At 68.6% G+C, this 16,246-nt stretch carries 16 protein-coding genes; 10 read left to right on the forward strand and 6 right to left on the reverse strand.

The window, feature by feature from the left end; translation table 11 throughout:
• Positions 1–199 precede the first annotated feature (199 nt).
• On the reverse strand, positions 200–1,420 hold the full coding sequence (locus tag ACIRGA_RS39425) for a GGDEF domain-containing protein (protein ID WP_400952109.1): 1,221 nt from the start codon (positions 1,418–1,420) through the stop codon (positions 200–202).
• A gap of 66 nt (positions 1,421–1,486) precedes the next feature.
• On the opposite strand from ACIRGA_RS39425, the gene ACIRGA_RS39430 reads away from it, so the two are divergent.
• On the forward strand, positions 1,487–1,681 hold the full coding sequence (locus ACIRGA_RS39430) for a hypothetical protein (protein WP_400952111.1): 195 nt from the start codon (positions 1,487–1,489) through the stop codon (positions 1,679–1,681).
• A gap of 404 nt (positions 1,682–2,085) precedes the next feature.
• Here ACIRGA_RS39430 and ACIRGA_RS39435 read toward each other — a convergent pair whose 3' ends face one another.
• Positions 2,086–3,300 carry an MFS transporter gene (locus tag ACIRGA_RS39435; protein ID WP_400952113.1) on the reverse strand — a complete coding sequence of 405 codons (1,215 nt, stop codon included), beginning with the start codon at positions 3,298–3,300 and terminating at the stop codon, positions 2,086–2,088.
• A 371-nt stretch (positions 3,301–3,671) separates the two neighbouring features.
• On the opposite strand from ACIRGA_RS39435, the gene ACIRGA_RS39440 reads away from it, so the two are divergent.
• Positions 3,672–4,565: an SDR family NAD(P)-dependent oxidoreductase gene (locus ACIRGA_RS39440; protein ID WP_400952116.1), complete on the forward strand. Its 894-nt coding sequence runs from the start codon at positions 3,672–3,674 to the stop codon at positions 4,563–4,565.
• On the opposite strand, the gene ACIRGA_RS39445 is transcribed toward ACIRGA_RS39440, so the two are convergent.
• Positions 4,562–5,218 carry a maleylpyruvate isomerase N-terminal domain-containing protein gene (locus tag ACIRGA_RS39445; protein ID WP_400952118.1) on the reverse strand — a complete coding sequence of 219 codons (657 nt, stop codon included), beginning with the start codon at positions 5,216–5,218 and terminating at the stop codon, positions 4,562–4,564. The two genes, ACIRGA_RS39440 and ACIRGA_RS39445, sit on opposite strands and share 4 nt — an antisense overlap.
• Positions 5,219–5,392: 174 nt before the next feature.
• Entirely contained in the window at positions 5,393–7,258 is a 1,866-nt protein-coding gene (locus tag ACIRGA_RS39450; protein ID WP_400952121.1) for an AMP-dependent synthetase/ligase, read from the reverse strand.
• A gap of 149 nt (positions 7,259–7,407) precedes the next feature.
• Between ACIRGA_RS39450 and ACIRGA_RS39455 the strand changes: the two genes are divergently transcribed.
• The 7 genes from ACIRGA_RS39455 (at position 7,408) to ACIRGA_RS39485 (ending at position 14,073) form a co-directional block, all read left to right on the forward strand.
• A complete protein-coding gene (locus ACIRGA_RS39455) occupies positions 7,408–8,055 on the forward strand; it encodes a transcriptional regulator (RefSeq protein ID WP_400952123.1) in 648 nt (215 codons plus the stop codon).
• On the forward strand, positions 8,039–9,220 hold the full coding sequence (locus ACIRGA_RS39460) for a kynureninase (RefSeq protein ID WP_400952125.1): 1,182 nt from the start codon (positions 8,039–8,041) through the stop codon (positions 9,218–9,220). Before ACIRGA_RS39455 ends, ACIRGA_RS39460 begins: the two co-directional genes overlap by 17 nt.
• Positions 9,221–9,476: 256 nt before the next feature.
• Complete coding sequence (locus ACIRGA_RS39465) at positions 9,477–9,827, forward strand: hypothetical protein (RefSeq protein ID WP_400952128.1); 351 nt, start codon at positions 9,477–9,479, stop codon at positions 9,825–9,827.
• A gap of 373 nt (positions 9,828–10,200) precedes the next feature.
• Complete coding sequence (locus tag ACIRGA_RS39470) at positions 10,201–12,708, forward strand: nitrate- and nitrite sensing domain-containing protein (RefSeq protein ID WP_400952131.1); 2,508 nt, start codon at positions 10,201–10,203, stop codon at positions 12,706–12,708.
• Positions 12,709–13,119, forward strand: coding sequence for a roadblock/LC7 domain-containing protein (locus ACIRGA_RS39475; protein ID WP_037341577.1), 411 nt, complete (start codon positions 12,709–12,711; stop codon positions 13,117–13,119).
• Complete coding sequence (locus tag ACIRGA_RS39480) at positions 13,116–13,487, forward strand: DUF742 domain-containing protein (protein WP_400952134.1); 372 nt, start codon at positions 13,116–13,118, stop codon at positions 13,485–13,487. The genes ACIRGA_RS39475 and ACIRGA_RS39480 overlap by 4 nt, the downstream gene beginning before the upstream one ends.
• Entirely contained in the window at positions 13,468–14,073 is a 606-nt protein-coding gene (locus tag ACIRGA_RS39485) for an ATP/GTP-binding protein (protein WP_026466899.1), read from the forward strand. The genes ACIRGA_RS39480 and ACIRGA_RS39485 overlap by 20 nt, the downstream gene beginning before the upstream one ends.
• Before the next feature lie 63 nt (positions 14,074–14,136).
• Here the strand turns inward: ACIRGA_RS39485 and ACIRGA_RS39490 are convergent, their stop codons facing one another.
• Entirely contained in the window at positions 14,137–14,562 is a 426-nt protein-coding gene (locus ACIRGA_RS39490; protein ID WP_400952137.1) for a DoxX family protein, read from the reverse strand.
• 196 nt (positions 14,563–14,758) lie between these two features.
• Positions 14,759–15,202, reverse strand: a complete 444-nt coding sequence (locus ACIRGA_RS39495) for a DoxX family protein (protein WP_400952139.1) — start codon at positions 15,200–15,202, stop codon at positions 14,759–14,761.
• A 141-nt stretch (positions 15,203–15,343) separates the two neighbouring features.
• Between ACIRGA_RS39495 and ACIRGA_RS39500 the strand changes: the two genes are divergently transcribed.
• Positions 15,344–15,811: an NUDIX domain-containing protein gene (locus ACIRGA_RS39500; protein WP_400952141.1), complete on the forward strand. Its 468-nt coding sequence runs from the start codon at positions 15,344–15,346 to the stop codon at positions 15,809–15,811.
• Positions 15,812–16,246: the final 435 nt, after the last annotated feature.

The raw sequence follows: 16,246 nt of genomic DNA on the forward strand, positions 1-16,246 counted from the left end.
GGGCCCCCCCCCCGCGAACCCCCCGGGTGTGGGGCGGGGGGGGGTGGGGGGTGGCCGGGGGGCGGTTGGCGCCGGTGGGGGGGGGGGGGGGGGTTCGGCCCCCCCCCCCCCCCCCCCACCCACGACCCGCTGGACCGAGGCGGTGCTTTCGCATGTCTGCGTGGACGACACGCGTGACTGGACGAACGACACGACACGGTCAGTCTTCGGCGGCGGGCGGGGGAGCGGGCCGGTCCACGTCCTGGGCGAAGCGCACCTGGTTCCGGCCGTTCTCCTTGGCCACGTAGACGGCGGCGTCGGAGGCGTGCAGGAGTTCCTCCAGGGATTCACCGTGACGAGGGAACAGTGCCGCCCCGATCGAGGTGGTGCGGCCCGAGATGGTCACCCGGCTGCCCCTTTTGTCGGTAGTCACTATATGCAGTTCGGCGATAGCACTGCGCACTCGCTCGGCGGCGAGTTTGGCCGCCGTTTCGTCGATATCCGGCAGGAGTACGAGGAATTCCTCGCCGCCGAACCGGCCGATGACGTCGGCGGGCCTGGTGACCTCGTCCAATTTCCGCGCCACATCGCGGAGGACGTCGTCACCCGCCGGGTGCCCATATGTGTCGTTAATCCACTTGAAGTGGTCGAGATCAATCATCAGAAGTGCCAGGTTGTCGTCCGATCGGGCAGTCCTTCCGAGCGCCCGATCGGCCGACTCCGACCATCCGCGCATGTTGAGAACACCGGTTTTCGGGTCCGTCCGCGCGTCGTTTTGCAGTTGGTCGATCTCGGCGAGGCGATTGAACACCACCGTCACCACGGCCATCACGATCACCATCGGTGGCATGATCAACAGCAGTACCGCGGTGACCGCGCCGAGGCCGATCGTGATGGCCTCCAGCAGGTTGTCCGCCGCGTTGCCGAGCACGGTGGACATCGACGGCCGCTTCGGCGAGCCGATCGCGAGGATGCCGCCGATGTAGGCGATCTGCACCGCTTCGAAGACCAACCCGGTGATGATCAGGACGCCGAACTCGCCGAGGGTGTCCCAGCCGGAAATCCGTCCCCATTCATGCGGTCCGAACGCGGCGAAGGTGAGCGAGGCCAGCGTCACCGAAACGCCGTGCGTGACCGACGAGAACACGAAGTTGTGCGCGGGCCGCCGGGCGATGAACCAATGCTGGATCCGGACGAGCGCGATGATGGAAAGCGTCAAGGAAAGCGGCAGGATGACGGCGGCCGGAAATGTCCATACCGCGGTGAGGTCGATGAGGACGGTGCGGCTTCGATCGCGCCGTCTTTCCTCTTGCCGCTGAGTGAGCTGAATATGTGCGGTGGCGCCGACGGCGAGAATGGCGAAACGAACCCAATCGATTCTTCCCGGATTCGTGGAATTCATCGTCGCGACGACCATGATCGCGATTCCGATGGCCTCCATCGCGAAAAGGAACGCGATGAACCGCTTCGGTCGCTGCCACAGGGCCCACGCCCTGGGATCGTAGGGATGGCGCTCCGCCGGCCCGGCCTGGTCACCTTCCGGGCTTGCCTGCCCGCGTTCGGTCACCGGTACACCGCTGTCCGCGGCGGCCGTCGCCGTTGCGTCGTCAAGGTCGCCGGTGCCGTCACCGTGCTGGCGGCGGTCGCCGGTCTCGGCTGGCAATTGCTACCTCTTTTCCGCGCGGACGGCACGGCTGAGTAATCTCACCGGTACCGACTGATACACCGTTCGTATTCCACGGCCGGTATCATCCCATCGCAACAGTTGTCCGACAGCGGCAAGGGTGCCCGCGAACACGGACCGGAGGTGGCAATCGTGTCCCGTGATTTCTGATCTTGGCGGCTGAATGTTTTTCGAGACGCGTCGCGGAAGGGGTGACGGATAGTGTCCAGTCGTGACTTCTGAGCCCGGACAAGGTATTAGTTCGCAGCAACGAGGTGGCCGGGAGGTGTCCCACAGTGTCGAGCCGTGACTTCTGATCGAGAGTCGTTTCTTTTCGTCCGAGTACCGAAGACCCAGGTGCCGAAGCAGTGTCCAGTCGAGTTTCCCGTGTACGAACCCACCGGGCGGCCGTGCCGCCCCAGGGGTCGTCCAGTGTGGATTCCTCATGACAGCAACGGTTCCGGGCTGGATCCGTTGATGTGTCCCCAGCTGAGCGCGACCAGTACGGCCAGCAGCAGGCCGACCACGCCTGCCAGCGCGATGGCCGAGGTCGCCGCCCCGAGCCGATCGGCGGCGAGCCCGCCGAGTCCCGCCCCTATCCCTTGAGCCACCCGCAACCCCGTGCGGTAAACCCCACCCGCACCGCCCCGGAGTTCGTTCGGGACCCAGGTGATGAACGTGGCGCTCACCGTGATCAGGTACGCCCCCGCGGCACCCGCCGCCGCCAGCAGGAGCAACGCCGGAATCAGCCCCGGTTTGAGCGCGAAGGCGATCAGGGCGACCATCGGTAGTGCCGCCAGCACGCCGAGCAGCTTCCGCCGTTGTTCCGCCGAGACGAACCGGGACAGCAGGAACGCCCCGATCACGAACCCCAGCGGATCGGCTGCCAGCAGCCAGCCGACGGCCTGTTTCCCCACGCCCATCTCGGCGGCGAGCGGCGCGGCCAGCCCTTCGGGGATGACGGCCAGGCCGACCAGCCACGAGAACCAGACCAGCACCCGCAGGTGCCGGTTGCCGAAGACCTGTTTCACCGCGCCGAACCAGCTGCCGCTGCCGTCGGACGCCGCCGCGCGCCGGGAGACCGAGAAGCGGACCACGGCCGCGCTCAGCAGGAACGTCACGGCGTCCAGCGCCAGCGCCCAGCTCGCGCCGACCTGCGACACCAGCAGACCGCCGCCCGCCAGGCCGAGCAGCATCGCGGTGTTGGTCGAGATGCCCCGGATGTCCTGGCTCTTCAGATAGAGGGCGTCGTCGGTGAACACCTCGCGGGTCAGCGCGTTCTGCGCCGCGTTGCCGGGCGCGTTCGCGAGCCGGGCCAGCACCACCAGCCCGCACAACAGGGCGAGCGGGGTGCCGGGGATCGCCATGATCGCGATCAGCACGCCCTGGATCAGGGACGAGACGACGAGGACGGTGCGCCTCGGGTAGCGGTCGGCCAGCTGGGAGAGGCCGAGGCCGCCGGCCAGCGCGGGCAGGAAGGTCAGGGAGTAGACCACCGCGGAGAGCAACGCGGAGCCTGTCCGGTCGTAGACGAGGATCGCCAGCGCCACGATGGTGAGCTGGTCCCCGATGAGGGACTGCACCTCGGCGAGCCAGAGTGCGCGGAACTCGCGGTTCGCCAGGGCGGCGGTCATCCGTGGCGCCGCGTTCGTCTTCACTGAGTGACCACCTCCCCCCGATCGGGTGAACTTGCTTCCCTCGCATTCTTGCCTGCCGTGTTACGCGGTCGACGAGGGAGTCACAGTTGCCGTCCCGCCGGACAACGTTCAGTATGCCTCCGGCTACAGGGAGACGAACAGAAGACCGGCCGATCCTTCGCCTCTTGGGCCGATCGGGCTACGCCGTCTGACCGGTGGGTGAGGTCGGCCTGACTCGTCCGCGGGTATCTGCGCGCCGATCGCCTCGCCCTCGCTCGGCGCAGCCGGGCCGCCGTTCGCCGCCGCCGGCGTTCCGGCTGGGCCGAATGGGCCAACACTGAGTAGAGACCGGTCTGGAGGTGGAGGCCGGCTGGGTCAAAGGGGTGAAGGCGATGAACGGTTTGCTCGACGACAAGGCCGTCGTCGTGACCGGGGCGGGGCGAGGCCTCGGCGAGGCGTTCGCGGTGCACGTCGCGAGGGCGGGCGGGGCCGTCGTGGTCAACGACATCGACGCCGAACTGGCCGAACGGACGACGGAGAACATCCGCCGGTTCGGCGGCAGGGCGGTCGCCAGCGGGCACAGCGTCGCGGATCCGAAGCAGGCGCAGGAGATCGTCGACCTCTGCCTCGCGGAGTTCGGCGCGATCGACGGGCTGGTCAACAACGCGGGCCTGAACTACGAGGCGCTGCCGTGGGAGGACGACGTCGAGCAGGCCCGCGAGCTCGTCGAGGTGAACGTCCTCGGCGTCATGTACACCGGGCTCGCCGCGATCAAGGCGATGGTTTCGCGGGGTACGCCGGGCTCGATCGTCAACATCTCGTCCGGGGCGTCGCTCGGGCAGCGCAAGCTCGGCGTGTACGCCGCCAGCAAGGGCGCCGTCGCTTCGCTGACCTACTCCTGGGCGCTCGACCTGGAGGAGAGCGGGATCCGGGTGAACGCGGTCTGCCCGCTCGCGCATACCCGGATGGTGTGGAAGTCCGAACGGTCGCTGCGGGCCTGCCCGCCGGACCGGACGCCGTCAAGGATCGCGCCGGTCGTGCTGTTCCTGCTCGGCGCCGGATCCGACGGGATCACCGGGCAGATGATCCGCTGCAACGGGCCGCAGCTGCACGTCATGGGGCAGCCGTATCTGAAGCAGCCCATCCTCGAGCGGCCGGTGTGGGACACCGAGACCGTTCAGCGCGCCTTTGACGAGGTCTTCAGCGCGCATCTGGAGAACTACGGCCTCGAAAAGCGTGTCCCGCCCCGGCTCCGCAAGTGGACGGAGTCGACCCGGACGGCTTAGCCCATTACGAACGGGAGCTTCGCGGCCAGGTCGCCGAGTTCGGCTTTCTCGGCGTCCGTCGGCTGACGGCGGCCCGTTCCGACCAGCAGCGCGTCCGTGTCGGAGAAGGAAGCCGGGAACGTTGCCCCGGTGCGCTGCTCCAGGATCTGCCGTGTCCTGGCGAGGCTGTCGGCGGCGGGGCCGTCGAGGTGCGGGAGATGCGCGACCAGGTCGAGGTGGTGCAGCGTCCATTCCAGGACGTAGGCGGAGAGGAAGTCACCCGCGGACAGGACGATGTCGCGGGTGGCGACCCTGGCCGTCGGGTCGGCGAGGGCGGCGGCCCGGCCGGCGGCGGACCCGACGTCGTCGAGGTGGAACTTGAGCAGCCGCGGCTCCTGGTACGCGGCGGCGAGCCGCACGATCAGCGCGTCGAGGTCGTCCTCGCCGGTGGGCGGCTTCTCGGCGATCTCCCAGTAGGTGACCGCGTCGCGCGTCGGTTCCGTGTCGGCGGGGGTGGCGAGGGTGATCAGGACGTCCTGTGCGTCGATCACCAGGTGACATGCCAGGTCCCGCACCAGCCAGCCGGCGCAACCGGACGGTTTGGCGAAGTCTTCGTCGGGGGTTTCGGCGACGGCGGCGAGCAACGCCGCCCAAGATCGGGAAAAGAGATCCACGGCGGCAAGTTAGCAGCGGTCGCTTCCCCCTCGCGACCCCTTTCGCCACGTGCTTGAAGACGGAACTCGCGTGCTTGAAGGCGTAACTCACGTGTCTGGAGGCGTAACTCGCGAGTTACGCCTCCAGACACGCGAGATGCGGCTTCAAGCACGCGTCTTACGACTTGCCGCGCGTCAGGAGCCGGCGGCGGGGGCGGGTTCCGGAGCGGCGGCCGGGTACAGGTCCGCGATGGTGGGTGCGTACCGGTCGTTGATGATCCGCCGCTTCAGCTTCAAAGTCGGCGTCACTTCTCCGCTTTCCGGTGTCCACGCCTTGGGGATCACGTGATACCGCTTGATCTGCTCGATCCTGGCGAGCCGCGCGTTCGCCGCCTCGACGGCCTTCTCGATCTCCGCGCGCACTTCCGCGTTGTCGGCGAGCGATTCGCCTTCCGCGAGCTGGATGCCGTTCGCGGTCGCCCAGCCCGGCGCGATCTCGTCGTCGATGACGATCAGCGCCGTGACATACGGCCGTTTCTCACCGATCGCGACGGCCTGCCCGATCAGCGGGTGTTCCTTGAGCAGTCCTTCGATCTTCGTCGGGGCGATGTTCTTGCCGCTCGAGGTGATGATCAGTTCCTTCTTGCGGTCGGTGATCGTGACGAACCCGCGTTCGTCGATCGTCCCGATGTCGCCGGTGGCGAGCCAGCCGTCGGCGTCGACGTCCGGTTCGATCGTGCCGTCCGCCTGCAGGTAGCCGAGGAACACGATCGCGCCGCGGACGAGGAGTTCGCCGTCTTCGGCGACCTTCACCTCGATGCCTTCCAGCGGGCGGCCGACCGAGCCTGCCTTGAACGCCGACGACGTGTTCGAGGTGACCGCGCCGGTGGTCTCGGACAGTCCCCAGACCTCCTGGATCTCGACGCCGAGCCCGGCGATGAAGTAGAGGATCTCGACCGGCAGCGCCGCGGCACCGCTGGAGGCGACCTCGATCTGGTCGAGGCCCAGCATCGCCCGCACCGGCGCGAGCGCGGCCGCGTCGGTCTGCGCGATCTTTTCGGCGAGCTCCGGCGGCACCTCCTTGCCGTCGCTGCGGAGTTTGTAGCCCTGCTGCAGCAGTTCGTTCGCGGCGAGCAGGCCGTTCCGTTTCTCCTCCGGCAGCGAGCCGAGCAGATTCTTCAGGCCCGCCACCATCTTTTCCCACACCCGCGGGACACCGAAGAAGCTCTTCGGGTGCACTTGGCCGAGCGCGCCGACGACGCCCGTCGGGTCGCCGACGGTGTGCACGTGCCCGGCCCACACGATCGGCATGTAGATCGACAGTTCCCGTTCGGCGATATGCGCGAGCGGCAGGTACGCGATGTTCGTGGCGTGCATCGGTGAGTCGTGCAGCCGCTGGACGGCGACGGCCTGATGGATCGCGTTGCGGTGCGACAGCACGACGCCCTTGGGGTCGCCGGTGGTGCCGGAGGTGTAGATCATCGACAGCGGGTCGTCCGGGGTGATCGCGGACCACGCCGTCTCGAACGCCGCCGGGTCGGCCGCGTGCGCTTCGGCGCCCGCCGCGCGGAGCTCGGCGAAGGACAGGAAACGCTTGTCGTCCGCGGGGATCACGGACGCGTCGAGCAGGACGACGTGCTTCAGCGCGGGCAACTCGTCGAGGACCTGTGACCAGCGGCCGAGTTCGTCGGCGCCGGCGAGGACGACGACGCTCGCGGAGCTGTGACGGGCGACGAACCCGATCTGCTCAGGGCTGAGCGTCGCGTACGCGGTGCAGGGGATCGCGCCGAGATGGGCGGCGGCGAGGTCGGCGATCAGGTGTTCCGGGCTGCTCGGCGCCATGATCAGCATCCGGTCGCGGACGCCGAGCCCGAGGCCGGCGAGCCCGCGGGACACCTCCGCGATGGCGGTGCGGAATTCGGCCCAGTTCAGGGTCGGCTTGCCCTCGATGTCGAGTGACGTGACCGCCGGCAGGTCACCGAACTCCTGGGCGTTGCGGTGAAGCAGGGCGGGGATGGTCTGGCCTTCGATCTGCTCGGCGACGGTCGGCTGGGTGGTCAACGCTGGCCTCCTCGATGCTGCCTGATCAGGCACACTGTAAGGGCTGTCGGCAGTGCTGGATAGAGAATCGCGGCCACGGTTGCGCTACGCGAAATGTCCACCTTTTCCGTTTTCACCGCGTCAGCCACGAACAAGGAGGAACCTCGACGATGACCGGTTCGGCACGCGAGTTGATCGACGCGGTCCAGGCGGAACTCGCCCCCCGCGACGACGAGAACAGGCTCGTCCCGTTGGTCGAAGCGGGAGAGGCGCCGCGCGAGGTCTTCGCCGCGATCGCCGAGGAGGAGTACCGGATCGTCCGCAGCGACTGGCGCAGCTTCCTCCACCTCGCTTCGCGTTCACAGGAACAGAACGCGCGAGAGTTCTTCGCGGCCCTGGCGTCGGGGGAAGGGCTGGCGCTCGGCAAGCTGGCGGCGCTCGCCGAGGAATCGCCCGATTTCGAGCCGCGCGCGGGATGCCAGGCGTATCCGGCGTTCGTCGCCTGGCTGGCGCTCAACGGCGAGCCGGCGGACGTCATCGTGGCGATCGTCGCGAACTTTGCCGCCTTCGGCCGCTACTGCGCCGCGATCGCCTCCGCGATGCGTGAGCGGTACGGCTTCGACGACGAAGCATGCGCCTTCTTCGACTTCTTCGGCACGCCGTCGCCGGAGCTCGAAGAGCTGGCCGTCCGAGCCGTGCAGGCCGCGTTCGACGCCGGGTGTCTGTCCGAAAAGGACGCTCGGACCCACGCGCGGCTGTTCCAGTCGTACGAGCTGGACTTCTGGAACACTCTCGCCGACGATGGTGGCCGTGACTGACCTCGTAGCCGGGGCCGCGGCGCTGGACGCGGCCGATCCCTTGGCGCACAAGCGAAACGAATTCGACCTCGACGCGGACGTCGCCTATTTCGACGGCAACTCGCTGGGCGCGCCGCCGAAGCACGTGGCCGGACGGCTCGCCGCGGTCGTCCGCGAGCAATGGGGCGGACGGCTCATCCGGTCCTGGTCGGAGGGTTGGTGGGAGGCGCCGGTGCGGGTCGGCGAGCGGATCGCGCCGCTGGTGGGCGCCGCGCCGGGGCAGCTCGTCGTGGCGGATTCGACCAGCGTGAACCTGTTCAAGGCGCTGGTCGCCGCCACCCGGCTCCAGCCCGGCCGCGACGAGATCCTCGTCGACGCGGACACCTTCCCGACCGACGGCTACATCGCCGACGAGGCCGCCCGGCTGACCGGGCGCACGGTGCGCCGGGTGGTCGCCGAGGACATGCCGGCCCAGGTCAGCGAGCGGACGGCCGTCGCGCTGATCAACCACGTCGACTACGTCACCGGGCGCGCCCACGACATGGCCGCGCTGACCGCGGCGCTGCACCGGGCCGGGGCGCTGGCGCTCTGGGACCTCTGCCACAGCGTCGGCGCGCTGCCCGTCGAGCTGGACGAGGCGGGTGTGGACCTCGCCGTCGGCTGTACCTACAAGTTCCTCAACGGCGGCCCCGGATCGCCTGCTTTCCTTTACGTGGCAACGAAATGGCTGGATCGGTTCGAGCAGCCGCTGGCGGGCTGGGCCGGTGACCGCGACCCGTTCGCGATGCGGGGCGCCTACGAGGCGCACGCCGGTATCGCGCGCGGTCGCGCGGGCACGCCCGACATCCTTTCGCTGCTCGCGCTCGACGCGGCCCTCGACGTCTGGGACGGCGTGGACCGCGGGCTGCTGCGGGAGAAGGGGCTCGCGCTCGGCGACTTCTTCTTCCGGTGCGCGGACGAGCTCCTCGACGGCGCGACGATCCCGACTCCGCGCGGCCGGGACCGCGGCCACCAGATCTCGGTGGTCGACGACGACGCGGCCAAGACGATGGCGGCCTTGATCGACCGCGGGGTGATCGGCGACTTCCGCCCGCCCAACGTGCTGAGGTTCGGGCTCGCGCCGCTCTACACCACCTACGGCGAGGTGCTCCGCGCCGTGACGACGCTTCGGGAGCTCAGGAGCTGAGCACGGCGCGGGGCCTGCCGGAGTGATACCCGGTGTGGCGAAAATGGTGAACCACATTCGGAAACACGTGGCAAATAGGTGATCGCCTCGCCCCGGTGGGGGAGAACGGGCGATCTTTCGCGAATCCGCTGTTAACCTCGATATTCGCTCTCGCCGCGAGTGTGACGTAGATCCTTCCCCTGTGGCGTAAGGAAAGCCCGCGTCGCCCGTCTTACCGGCGAGGCGCGGGCCACGGCGCCTGGAGAAGGAGGGGATCGTGTCGTTCACCTATTTCGTCGTCGCCGTGTTCGGTGTCGCCTCCGGTTTCCTGCTCAACGAATTCGGCTCCCGGTATCCGGTCGAGACGGTTCTCGTCGCGATCCTGATCTGCGGGGTGGCGACTTTGTGCTGGGCGGGCGTCCGGCTGCTCCGGGACGCGTCCGGGAAGGTCGACGCGCTCATCGAGGACGAGCTCGGCCGCCGCGGCGAAGATCATTTCGCCGAATCCTCGGCGATAAGCTTCGATAATTCTCGATTTCGTGGGGCGAAGGGTGTTACGACCGCGTTCCTCCGCGGTGATGTCGTTCGCAAACCGAACGGTATGTGGAGCTCTGGTCGGAAAGCGTGAGCGACGTCACGGCGAGTAGTTTTCGTCGGCTTTTTCGCTGAGACGCGACGGTCCAGAGGTGTGACTTGATCGAGTCCGAAGAGCGTCGATCAAGCCGCTGCCTGCGCTAAACCGCCAGGTGACCTACTGGTCGGTCACTTAGCGGAGTGCCCTGGTCCACGTGGTGGACTTTCCTGGTCCGGCTGCCTCTCGTCAGCAGGTCACGGCCATACGTGACTACCCTTCGCGTCCGGACTTGACTCACCCGTTTGGGTCTCCTAGCGTCTTCGCGGGCGGAGCGGACCACGCTGTGTTGATCCGGCTATCGGATCCCGCGGGTATGAGATCCCCGGCGACCCGACACCTAAAACTGCCGGAAGGAAAACGGACCACGGTGAAGCAGATTTCCCTTCCACGAGGCCGCGGCTCTTCGATTCGTTCGCGCGTTCTGACGATCGCGCTCATTCCGAGCATCGCGCTGATGCTGGTCGGTCTCGCGATCGGCGGGTACCTGATCTTCGACGCGGTCGACGGCCGTGACTACGCGCAGCGGATCCGTGACTCGGAAGCTCCCTCCCTCCCCTTCTTCGTCCAAGTACAGGAAGAGCGGCGCCTGACGCTGCGCGAGCTCGCCGGCGACCGGTCGCAGCACGCCACGCTCACCGAGCAGCGCGCCAAGACCGACGCCGCCGCCCAGGGTGTCGCCGCGCATCTGCAGAAGTTCGTCGGCGACTCGCCGGACAGCGTGCAGCGCAACATCGCCACGCTGAACGGGCTCCTGCAGAAGGCGCCGCAGATCCGGCAGTCGGCCGACTCCGGCCAGCTCCCGCTGCTGGACGCCTTCACCTTCTACAACCAGATCCTCGACCAGTTCGTCGAAGGTCTCACCGGGCTGGCGCAGGACGCGCCGAACGCCGAGAACGCCTACCAGCGGATCACCGCGGTTCCGTTGTTCACCGCGATCGACCAGATGCACCGCGCGAACGCCCTCGCCGCCGCGGCCGTCGCGGGCGGCGGCTTCACCGACGAGACCTATCGCGCGTACGTCACGGAGGTCGGTTCCTACCGCTCCCAGCTGGAGTCGTCGGTCTCGCGGATGCTCCCGGACGTCAAGGCGAAGTTCGACCAGCTCGTCGCGAGTGATCCGTGGAAGGCCGTCACCACGGTCGAGAACACCTTCCTGCAGAACAGCAAGGCCACGCTCCCCATCCCCGAGCAGACGTGGCTGCAGGCCACGCGCGGCGTCAGTGACGCGATGATGCGCGGCTTCGTCGAGCAGAGTGGTACGGCCACGACGCAGGCGGTCGACGACGCCGACCGGACGCTGATCACGTCGGCCATCGCCGCGGCCCTCGCGCTGCTGGTGGCGATCGCCGTGTTCGTCATCGCCCTGCGGCTGTCCAACCGGCTCATCGGACGGCTGGCACGGCTGCGCGAGGACACCCTCGACGTCGCCGAGATCCGGCTGCCGGAACTGGTGGACCGGGTGCGGGCCGGCGAACCCGTCGACCTCGACGACAAGGGTCACTTCCTCGACCACGGCGACGACGAGATCGGCCAGGTCGCCGAGGCCTTCAACAAGGCGCAGCAGACCGCCATCGCGGCCGCCGTCGAAGAGGCCAGGACCCGTGAGGGCACCAAGGCGGTGTTCCTCAACATCGCGCACCGCAGCCAGGTGATCGTGCACCGCCAGCTCAAGGTGCTCGACCAGGCCGAGCGCAAGCAGGAGGACCCGGAGCAGCTGGACACGCTCTTCCAGCTGGACCACCTCTCCACCCGCGCCCGCCGCAACGCGGAGAACCTGATCATCCTCGGTGGCGGCCAGCCGGGCCGTCAGTGGCGCAAGCCGGTGACGCTCGCCGAGCTGACCCGCGGCGCCTCGGCGGAGACCGAGGACTTCGCCAGGGTGAAGACGGCGAAGATGCCCGCGATGGCGGTGCAGGGCCCGGTCGTCGGCGACCTCGTGCACCTGCTCGCGGAGCTGATCGACAACGCGACCTCGTTCTCGCCGCCGCAGTCGCGCGTCGAGCTGCGGGGCAACGTGGTCGGCAAGGGTGTCGTGATCGAGGTCGAGGACCAGGGCCTCGGTATCGAGCCCGAGCAGGCCGCCGAGCTGAACGCGATGTTGGCCGATCCGCCGGATTTCGGCATCATGGCCTTGTCAGCCGAGCCACGGCTGGGCCTGTTCGTCGTCGCGCGCCTCGCCGCGCGGCACGGGATCTCCGTGCACCTGCGCGAATCCGCGTACGGCGGCACCAGGGCCATCGTGCTCGTCCGCACCGACCTGCTCGCGCCGGTCCCGTCTGATCAGCCGGAGGACGAGGTGGACCCCGAGAGCACCGAGGTGCCGGACGCCGCGCCGCTGCTCCCGGGCCGTCGTGCCCGCCACCGCACCGAGTTCCCCGCGGAGCGGCCGGAACTGCCCGTGCCGATGCCGGTCGCGCCCCAGCCCCAGCCGCAGGCGCAGCAGGGCCCGGAGCAGTCCGGCGGCACGTTGCCGCCGCTGCCCCCGCGCCCGCCGCGGGTGCCTCGCCCGGAGACGCCGCGGCCCGAGCCGATCCGCCCGGAACCCGTGCGTGCCGAGGCCCGTCCGCAGGCGGTGCAGCCGCCGGCGTGGCCGCCCGCCGACACCCGGCCCCAGGACGGCCGCCCGCCGCAGACCCGGCGGCCCGGCCCCGAGGCGCCCGGCAGGCCACCGCTGCCGCAGCGCCGCCGTCAGGCGAACCTGGTCCCCCAGCTGATGGAGGACCGGCCCGCCGCCCAGCGCGAGGAGGTCCGCGAGGACACCCCCGAGCTGGCCAGGAACCGGCTCGCCGCGTTCCAGCAGGGCACGCGCCGCGGCCGGGACACCGAACCCACCGACGACTACACCGACCTCGACATGTACGGAGATCGTGACTAGATGGCCAACGCGGGAGTCAGTGAACTCGACTGGTTGCTGGATGACCTGGTCAAGCGTGTCAGCGGGGCCGACAGGGCGGTAGTCCTGTCCTCCGACGGCCTGCTCATCGGACGGTCCGGGAACCTGTCGGAGCAGGACGGCGAGCACCTGTCCGCGGTCGCGTCGGCGTTCCAGAGCCTCGCGCGGGGCACGGGACGGCATTTCGGCGGCGGCAATGTCCGCCAGACCATGGTCGAGATGGACCACGCCTTCCTGTTCGTCACCGCGGCGGGCCGCGGCGCGTGTCTCGCGCTGCTGGCGAAGGAGGACGCGGACATGGGCCTCGTGGCCTACGAGATGAACCTGATGGTCAAGCGGGTCGGCGCGGTGCTCACCTCGGCGCCCCGCGCCGCGACTCCCACGTCGCCATGAGCGGGCGGCACGAGTCGTGGTTCGAGGACGAGGCCGGGCCGCTGGTCCGGTCGTACGCCGTCACGGGCGGGCGCACCCGCTCGGACACGCTCGGCCTCGACCTGATCACTTTGGTGGTCGCCATGCGTTCCTCGCACGAGGTCGCGGGTTTCGAGCCGGAGTACGGGCGGATCCTCAACCTGTGCCAGAGACCGACCTCCGTCGCGGAGGTCGCCGCGCGCATCGACCTGCCGCTGCCGGTGGTGAAGGTGCTGCTGAGCGACCTCATCGAACAGAACCTCGTGCTGTTCCGCACCGCGACCCCGGTCACCGACACCCCCAACAAACACGTACTCCAGGCGGTTCTTGATGGCATCCGGAAACTCTGAGCCCCGGCGATCCTTGACCGCGAACGCGGTCAAGGTCCTCATCGCCGGCGGGTTCGGGGTCGGTAAGACCACGATGGTCGGTTCGGTCAGCGAGGTTCCCCCGCTGCGCACCGAGGAGGTCATCACCGCGGCGTCCGAGGGCGTCGACGACCTCACCGGTGTCGAGAAGAAGACGACCACCACGGTGGCCCTCGACTTCGGCCGCATCACCATCAACCCCGAGCTGATCCTGTACCTGTTCGGCACGCCGGGGCAGGACCGGTTCTGGTTCATGTGGGACGAGCTGGCCGAAGGTGCGCTCGGCGCCGTCGTGCTCGCCGACACCAGGCGGCTCGACAGCTGCTTCGCGGCCGTCGACTTCTTCGAGCGCCGCGGGCTGCCGTTCGTCGTCGCCGTCAACTGCTTCGACAACGCCTACCGCTACGGCACCGAGGAGGTCCGGCAGGCGCTCGACGTCGGCATGGACGTCCCGCTGCTGCTGTGCGACGCGCGGGAACGCGAGTCGACGAAGCAGGTGCTGACCGTGCTGATGGAGCACGTGCTGGCGTTGTCCGATCTGGCCGCCGGGCTGCCGCAGGGCCGCTGAAGTTTGCGCGCGAAGGCCCCTTTCCCTCGACTCAGCCGAGGGAAAGGGGCCTTCACGCGCATATCAGGACTTGCGGCGGCGGCGCAGGGTGTCGAGCGCGTAGGTGCCCGGGCCCACCACCGCGAACAGCAGGAAGATCCAGGAGTACAGAGCGGCCGTCTCGCCCTTGTTCTGCAACGGCAGCAACGCGTCGGGCTGGTGCACGACGAAGTACGCGTACGCCATCGTGCCCGAAAGCAGCACCGCGACCGGGCGGGTGAACAGGCCCGCCAGGACGAGTAGCGAGCCGACCGTTTCGATCACCCCGGCGTACCAGCCCGGCCAGGTGCCGACCGGCACGGCGGCCTTGTCGACCAGCCCCATCTTCTGCAGGCCATGGCAGAGGAAGAGGAACGAGACCACAACGCGGACGACGGAGAGGGCCAGTCCCTGCCACTTGGGAGAGGTCGGGCCCACCTCGGTGGTCGTGGCGGCGGCTGTCTGGGTCATGACGCATCCTTCCGGCTCAAGGTGGTCTAAACCATTGATGTGATAGAGGATGCCGGACACCCCTGCCGGTAGGGAACTTTCTTTCGGGGGGTAATTCCATGTTATGGCCGCGTTTATTGACAGTGAATCGACAGGTTCGCGATAAAAAGGCCCCTTTCCTGGATTCGATCCAGGAAAGGGGCTTCGCGATTCTCGTTCAGCGGCGGCGGCGCAGGGTGTCGAGCGCGTAGGTGCCCGGGCCGATCGCGGCGATCAGCAGGAAGATCCAGCAGTAGAGGGTCGACAGTTCGCCCATGTTCTGCAGCGGCAGCAGGCCTTCCGGCGCGTGAACGGTGAAGTAGGCGTAGGCCATGACGCCGGAGAGGAGCACCGCGACCGGCCGGGTGAACAGGCCCACCAGCACCAGCGCGGCGCCGACGACCTCGATCACGCTGCCGTACCAGCCGGGCCAGGAGCCGAGCTCGACCGAGTCGCCCGCGCCGTCGACGCCACCGAAGAATCCGAATCCCTGCAAACCGTGGCAGAGGAAGAGGAACGAGACGACGATCCGGACGGCGGACTGGATCGCGCCCTGCGCCTTCGCGGCACGCGGGGCGGCGGTGGTCGAGGTGGTCTTGGCGGGGGTGATGGTCTGAGTCATGGTTCCGGTCCTTCCGGGAAAGTCTGTCGGGCGGCTTCTGACAACGCGTCGGACGAGCTCGACGCGAATCGACATCCGGGCGGAAACTTTTTTCGCGGGCCGGTCACATCACCCGGTCGGAGCAAGGCCAGACTGGACGGCATGGCGGGTAAGACGAGTGCCGGGATCCTGCTCTTCCGCAGGTCGGGCGAGGTGACCGAGGTGCTGCTCGGGCATATGGGCGGGCCGTTCTGGGCGAAGAAGGACGCGGGCGGCTGGTCGGTGCCCAAGGGTGAGTACGAGCCGGACGAGACGCCGGAGGCCGCGGCGCGGCGCGAGTTCGCCGAGGAACTGGGGTTGCCGGCGCCGGAGGGGGAGTACCTCCCGCTCGGCGAGGTGAAGCAGTCCGGCGGCAAGGTCGTGACGGTCTGGGCGGTGGAGGGCGACCTCGACCCGGCTCAGGTCGTGCCGGGAGTCTTCGAGATGGAGTGGCCGCCGCGGTCGGGCCGGACACAGGAGTTCCCTGAGGTCGACAGGGTCGCCTGGTTCGGGCTGGCCGAAGCCGAGGAGAAACTGCTCAAGGGCCAGCGGCCGTTCCTGACCCGCCTTGGCGACCTGCTCAACGGCTGAGCGCTGCGGGCCGGGTGGGGAGGATTTCGGACGTCGAGTGTCCGGAATCCTCCCCACTCGACCGTGCCGCGGTGATCGTCCGACGTCATCGAACTCCGAGACCTGCGCCCCTTCGACGACCCGCCGACACTGGTCCGTTCTATTGAGGGGTAAGTCAAATGTGGCGGGGGCCCTCTTCGCTGACGCCTAAAGCGCCGCTGAATGTCCACAAGGGACACTTCCTCGGCTTAAGGTGACCGATTTGGGAGCTTTGCGCATCTTCGCGCGGGGGTCGTGAGTGGCAAGTGGGGTTCTATTGAGCCGAAGGTCAAACGTGGCGTGTTCTCGGGCAGGCCGATGATGGGATGAAGGCTCCCTTCGCCGCGTCTAATGCGGTGAAAGGAGCCTTCGGCCTGGTCAAGCGCGGGTCGTGAGTGGCGTTTCGGGTTAGAACCC

This window comes from Amycolatopsis sp. NPDC102389, assembly GCF_044765885.1.
Classification (GTDB): Bacteria; Actinomycetota; Actinomycetes; order Mycobacteriales; family Pseudonocardiaceae; genus Amycolatopsis.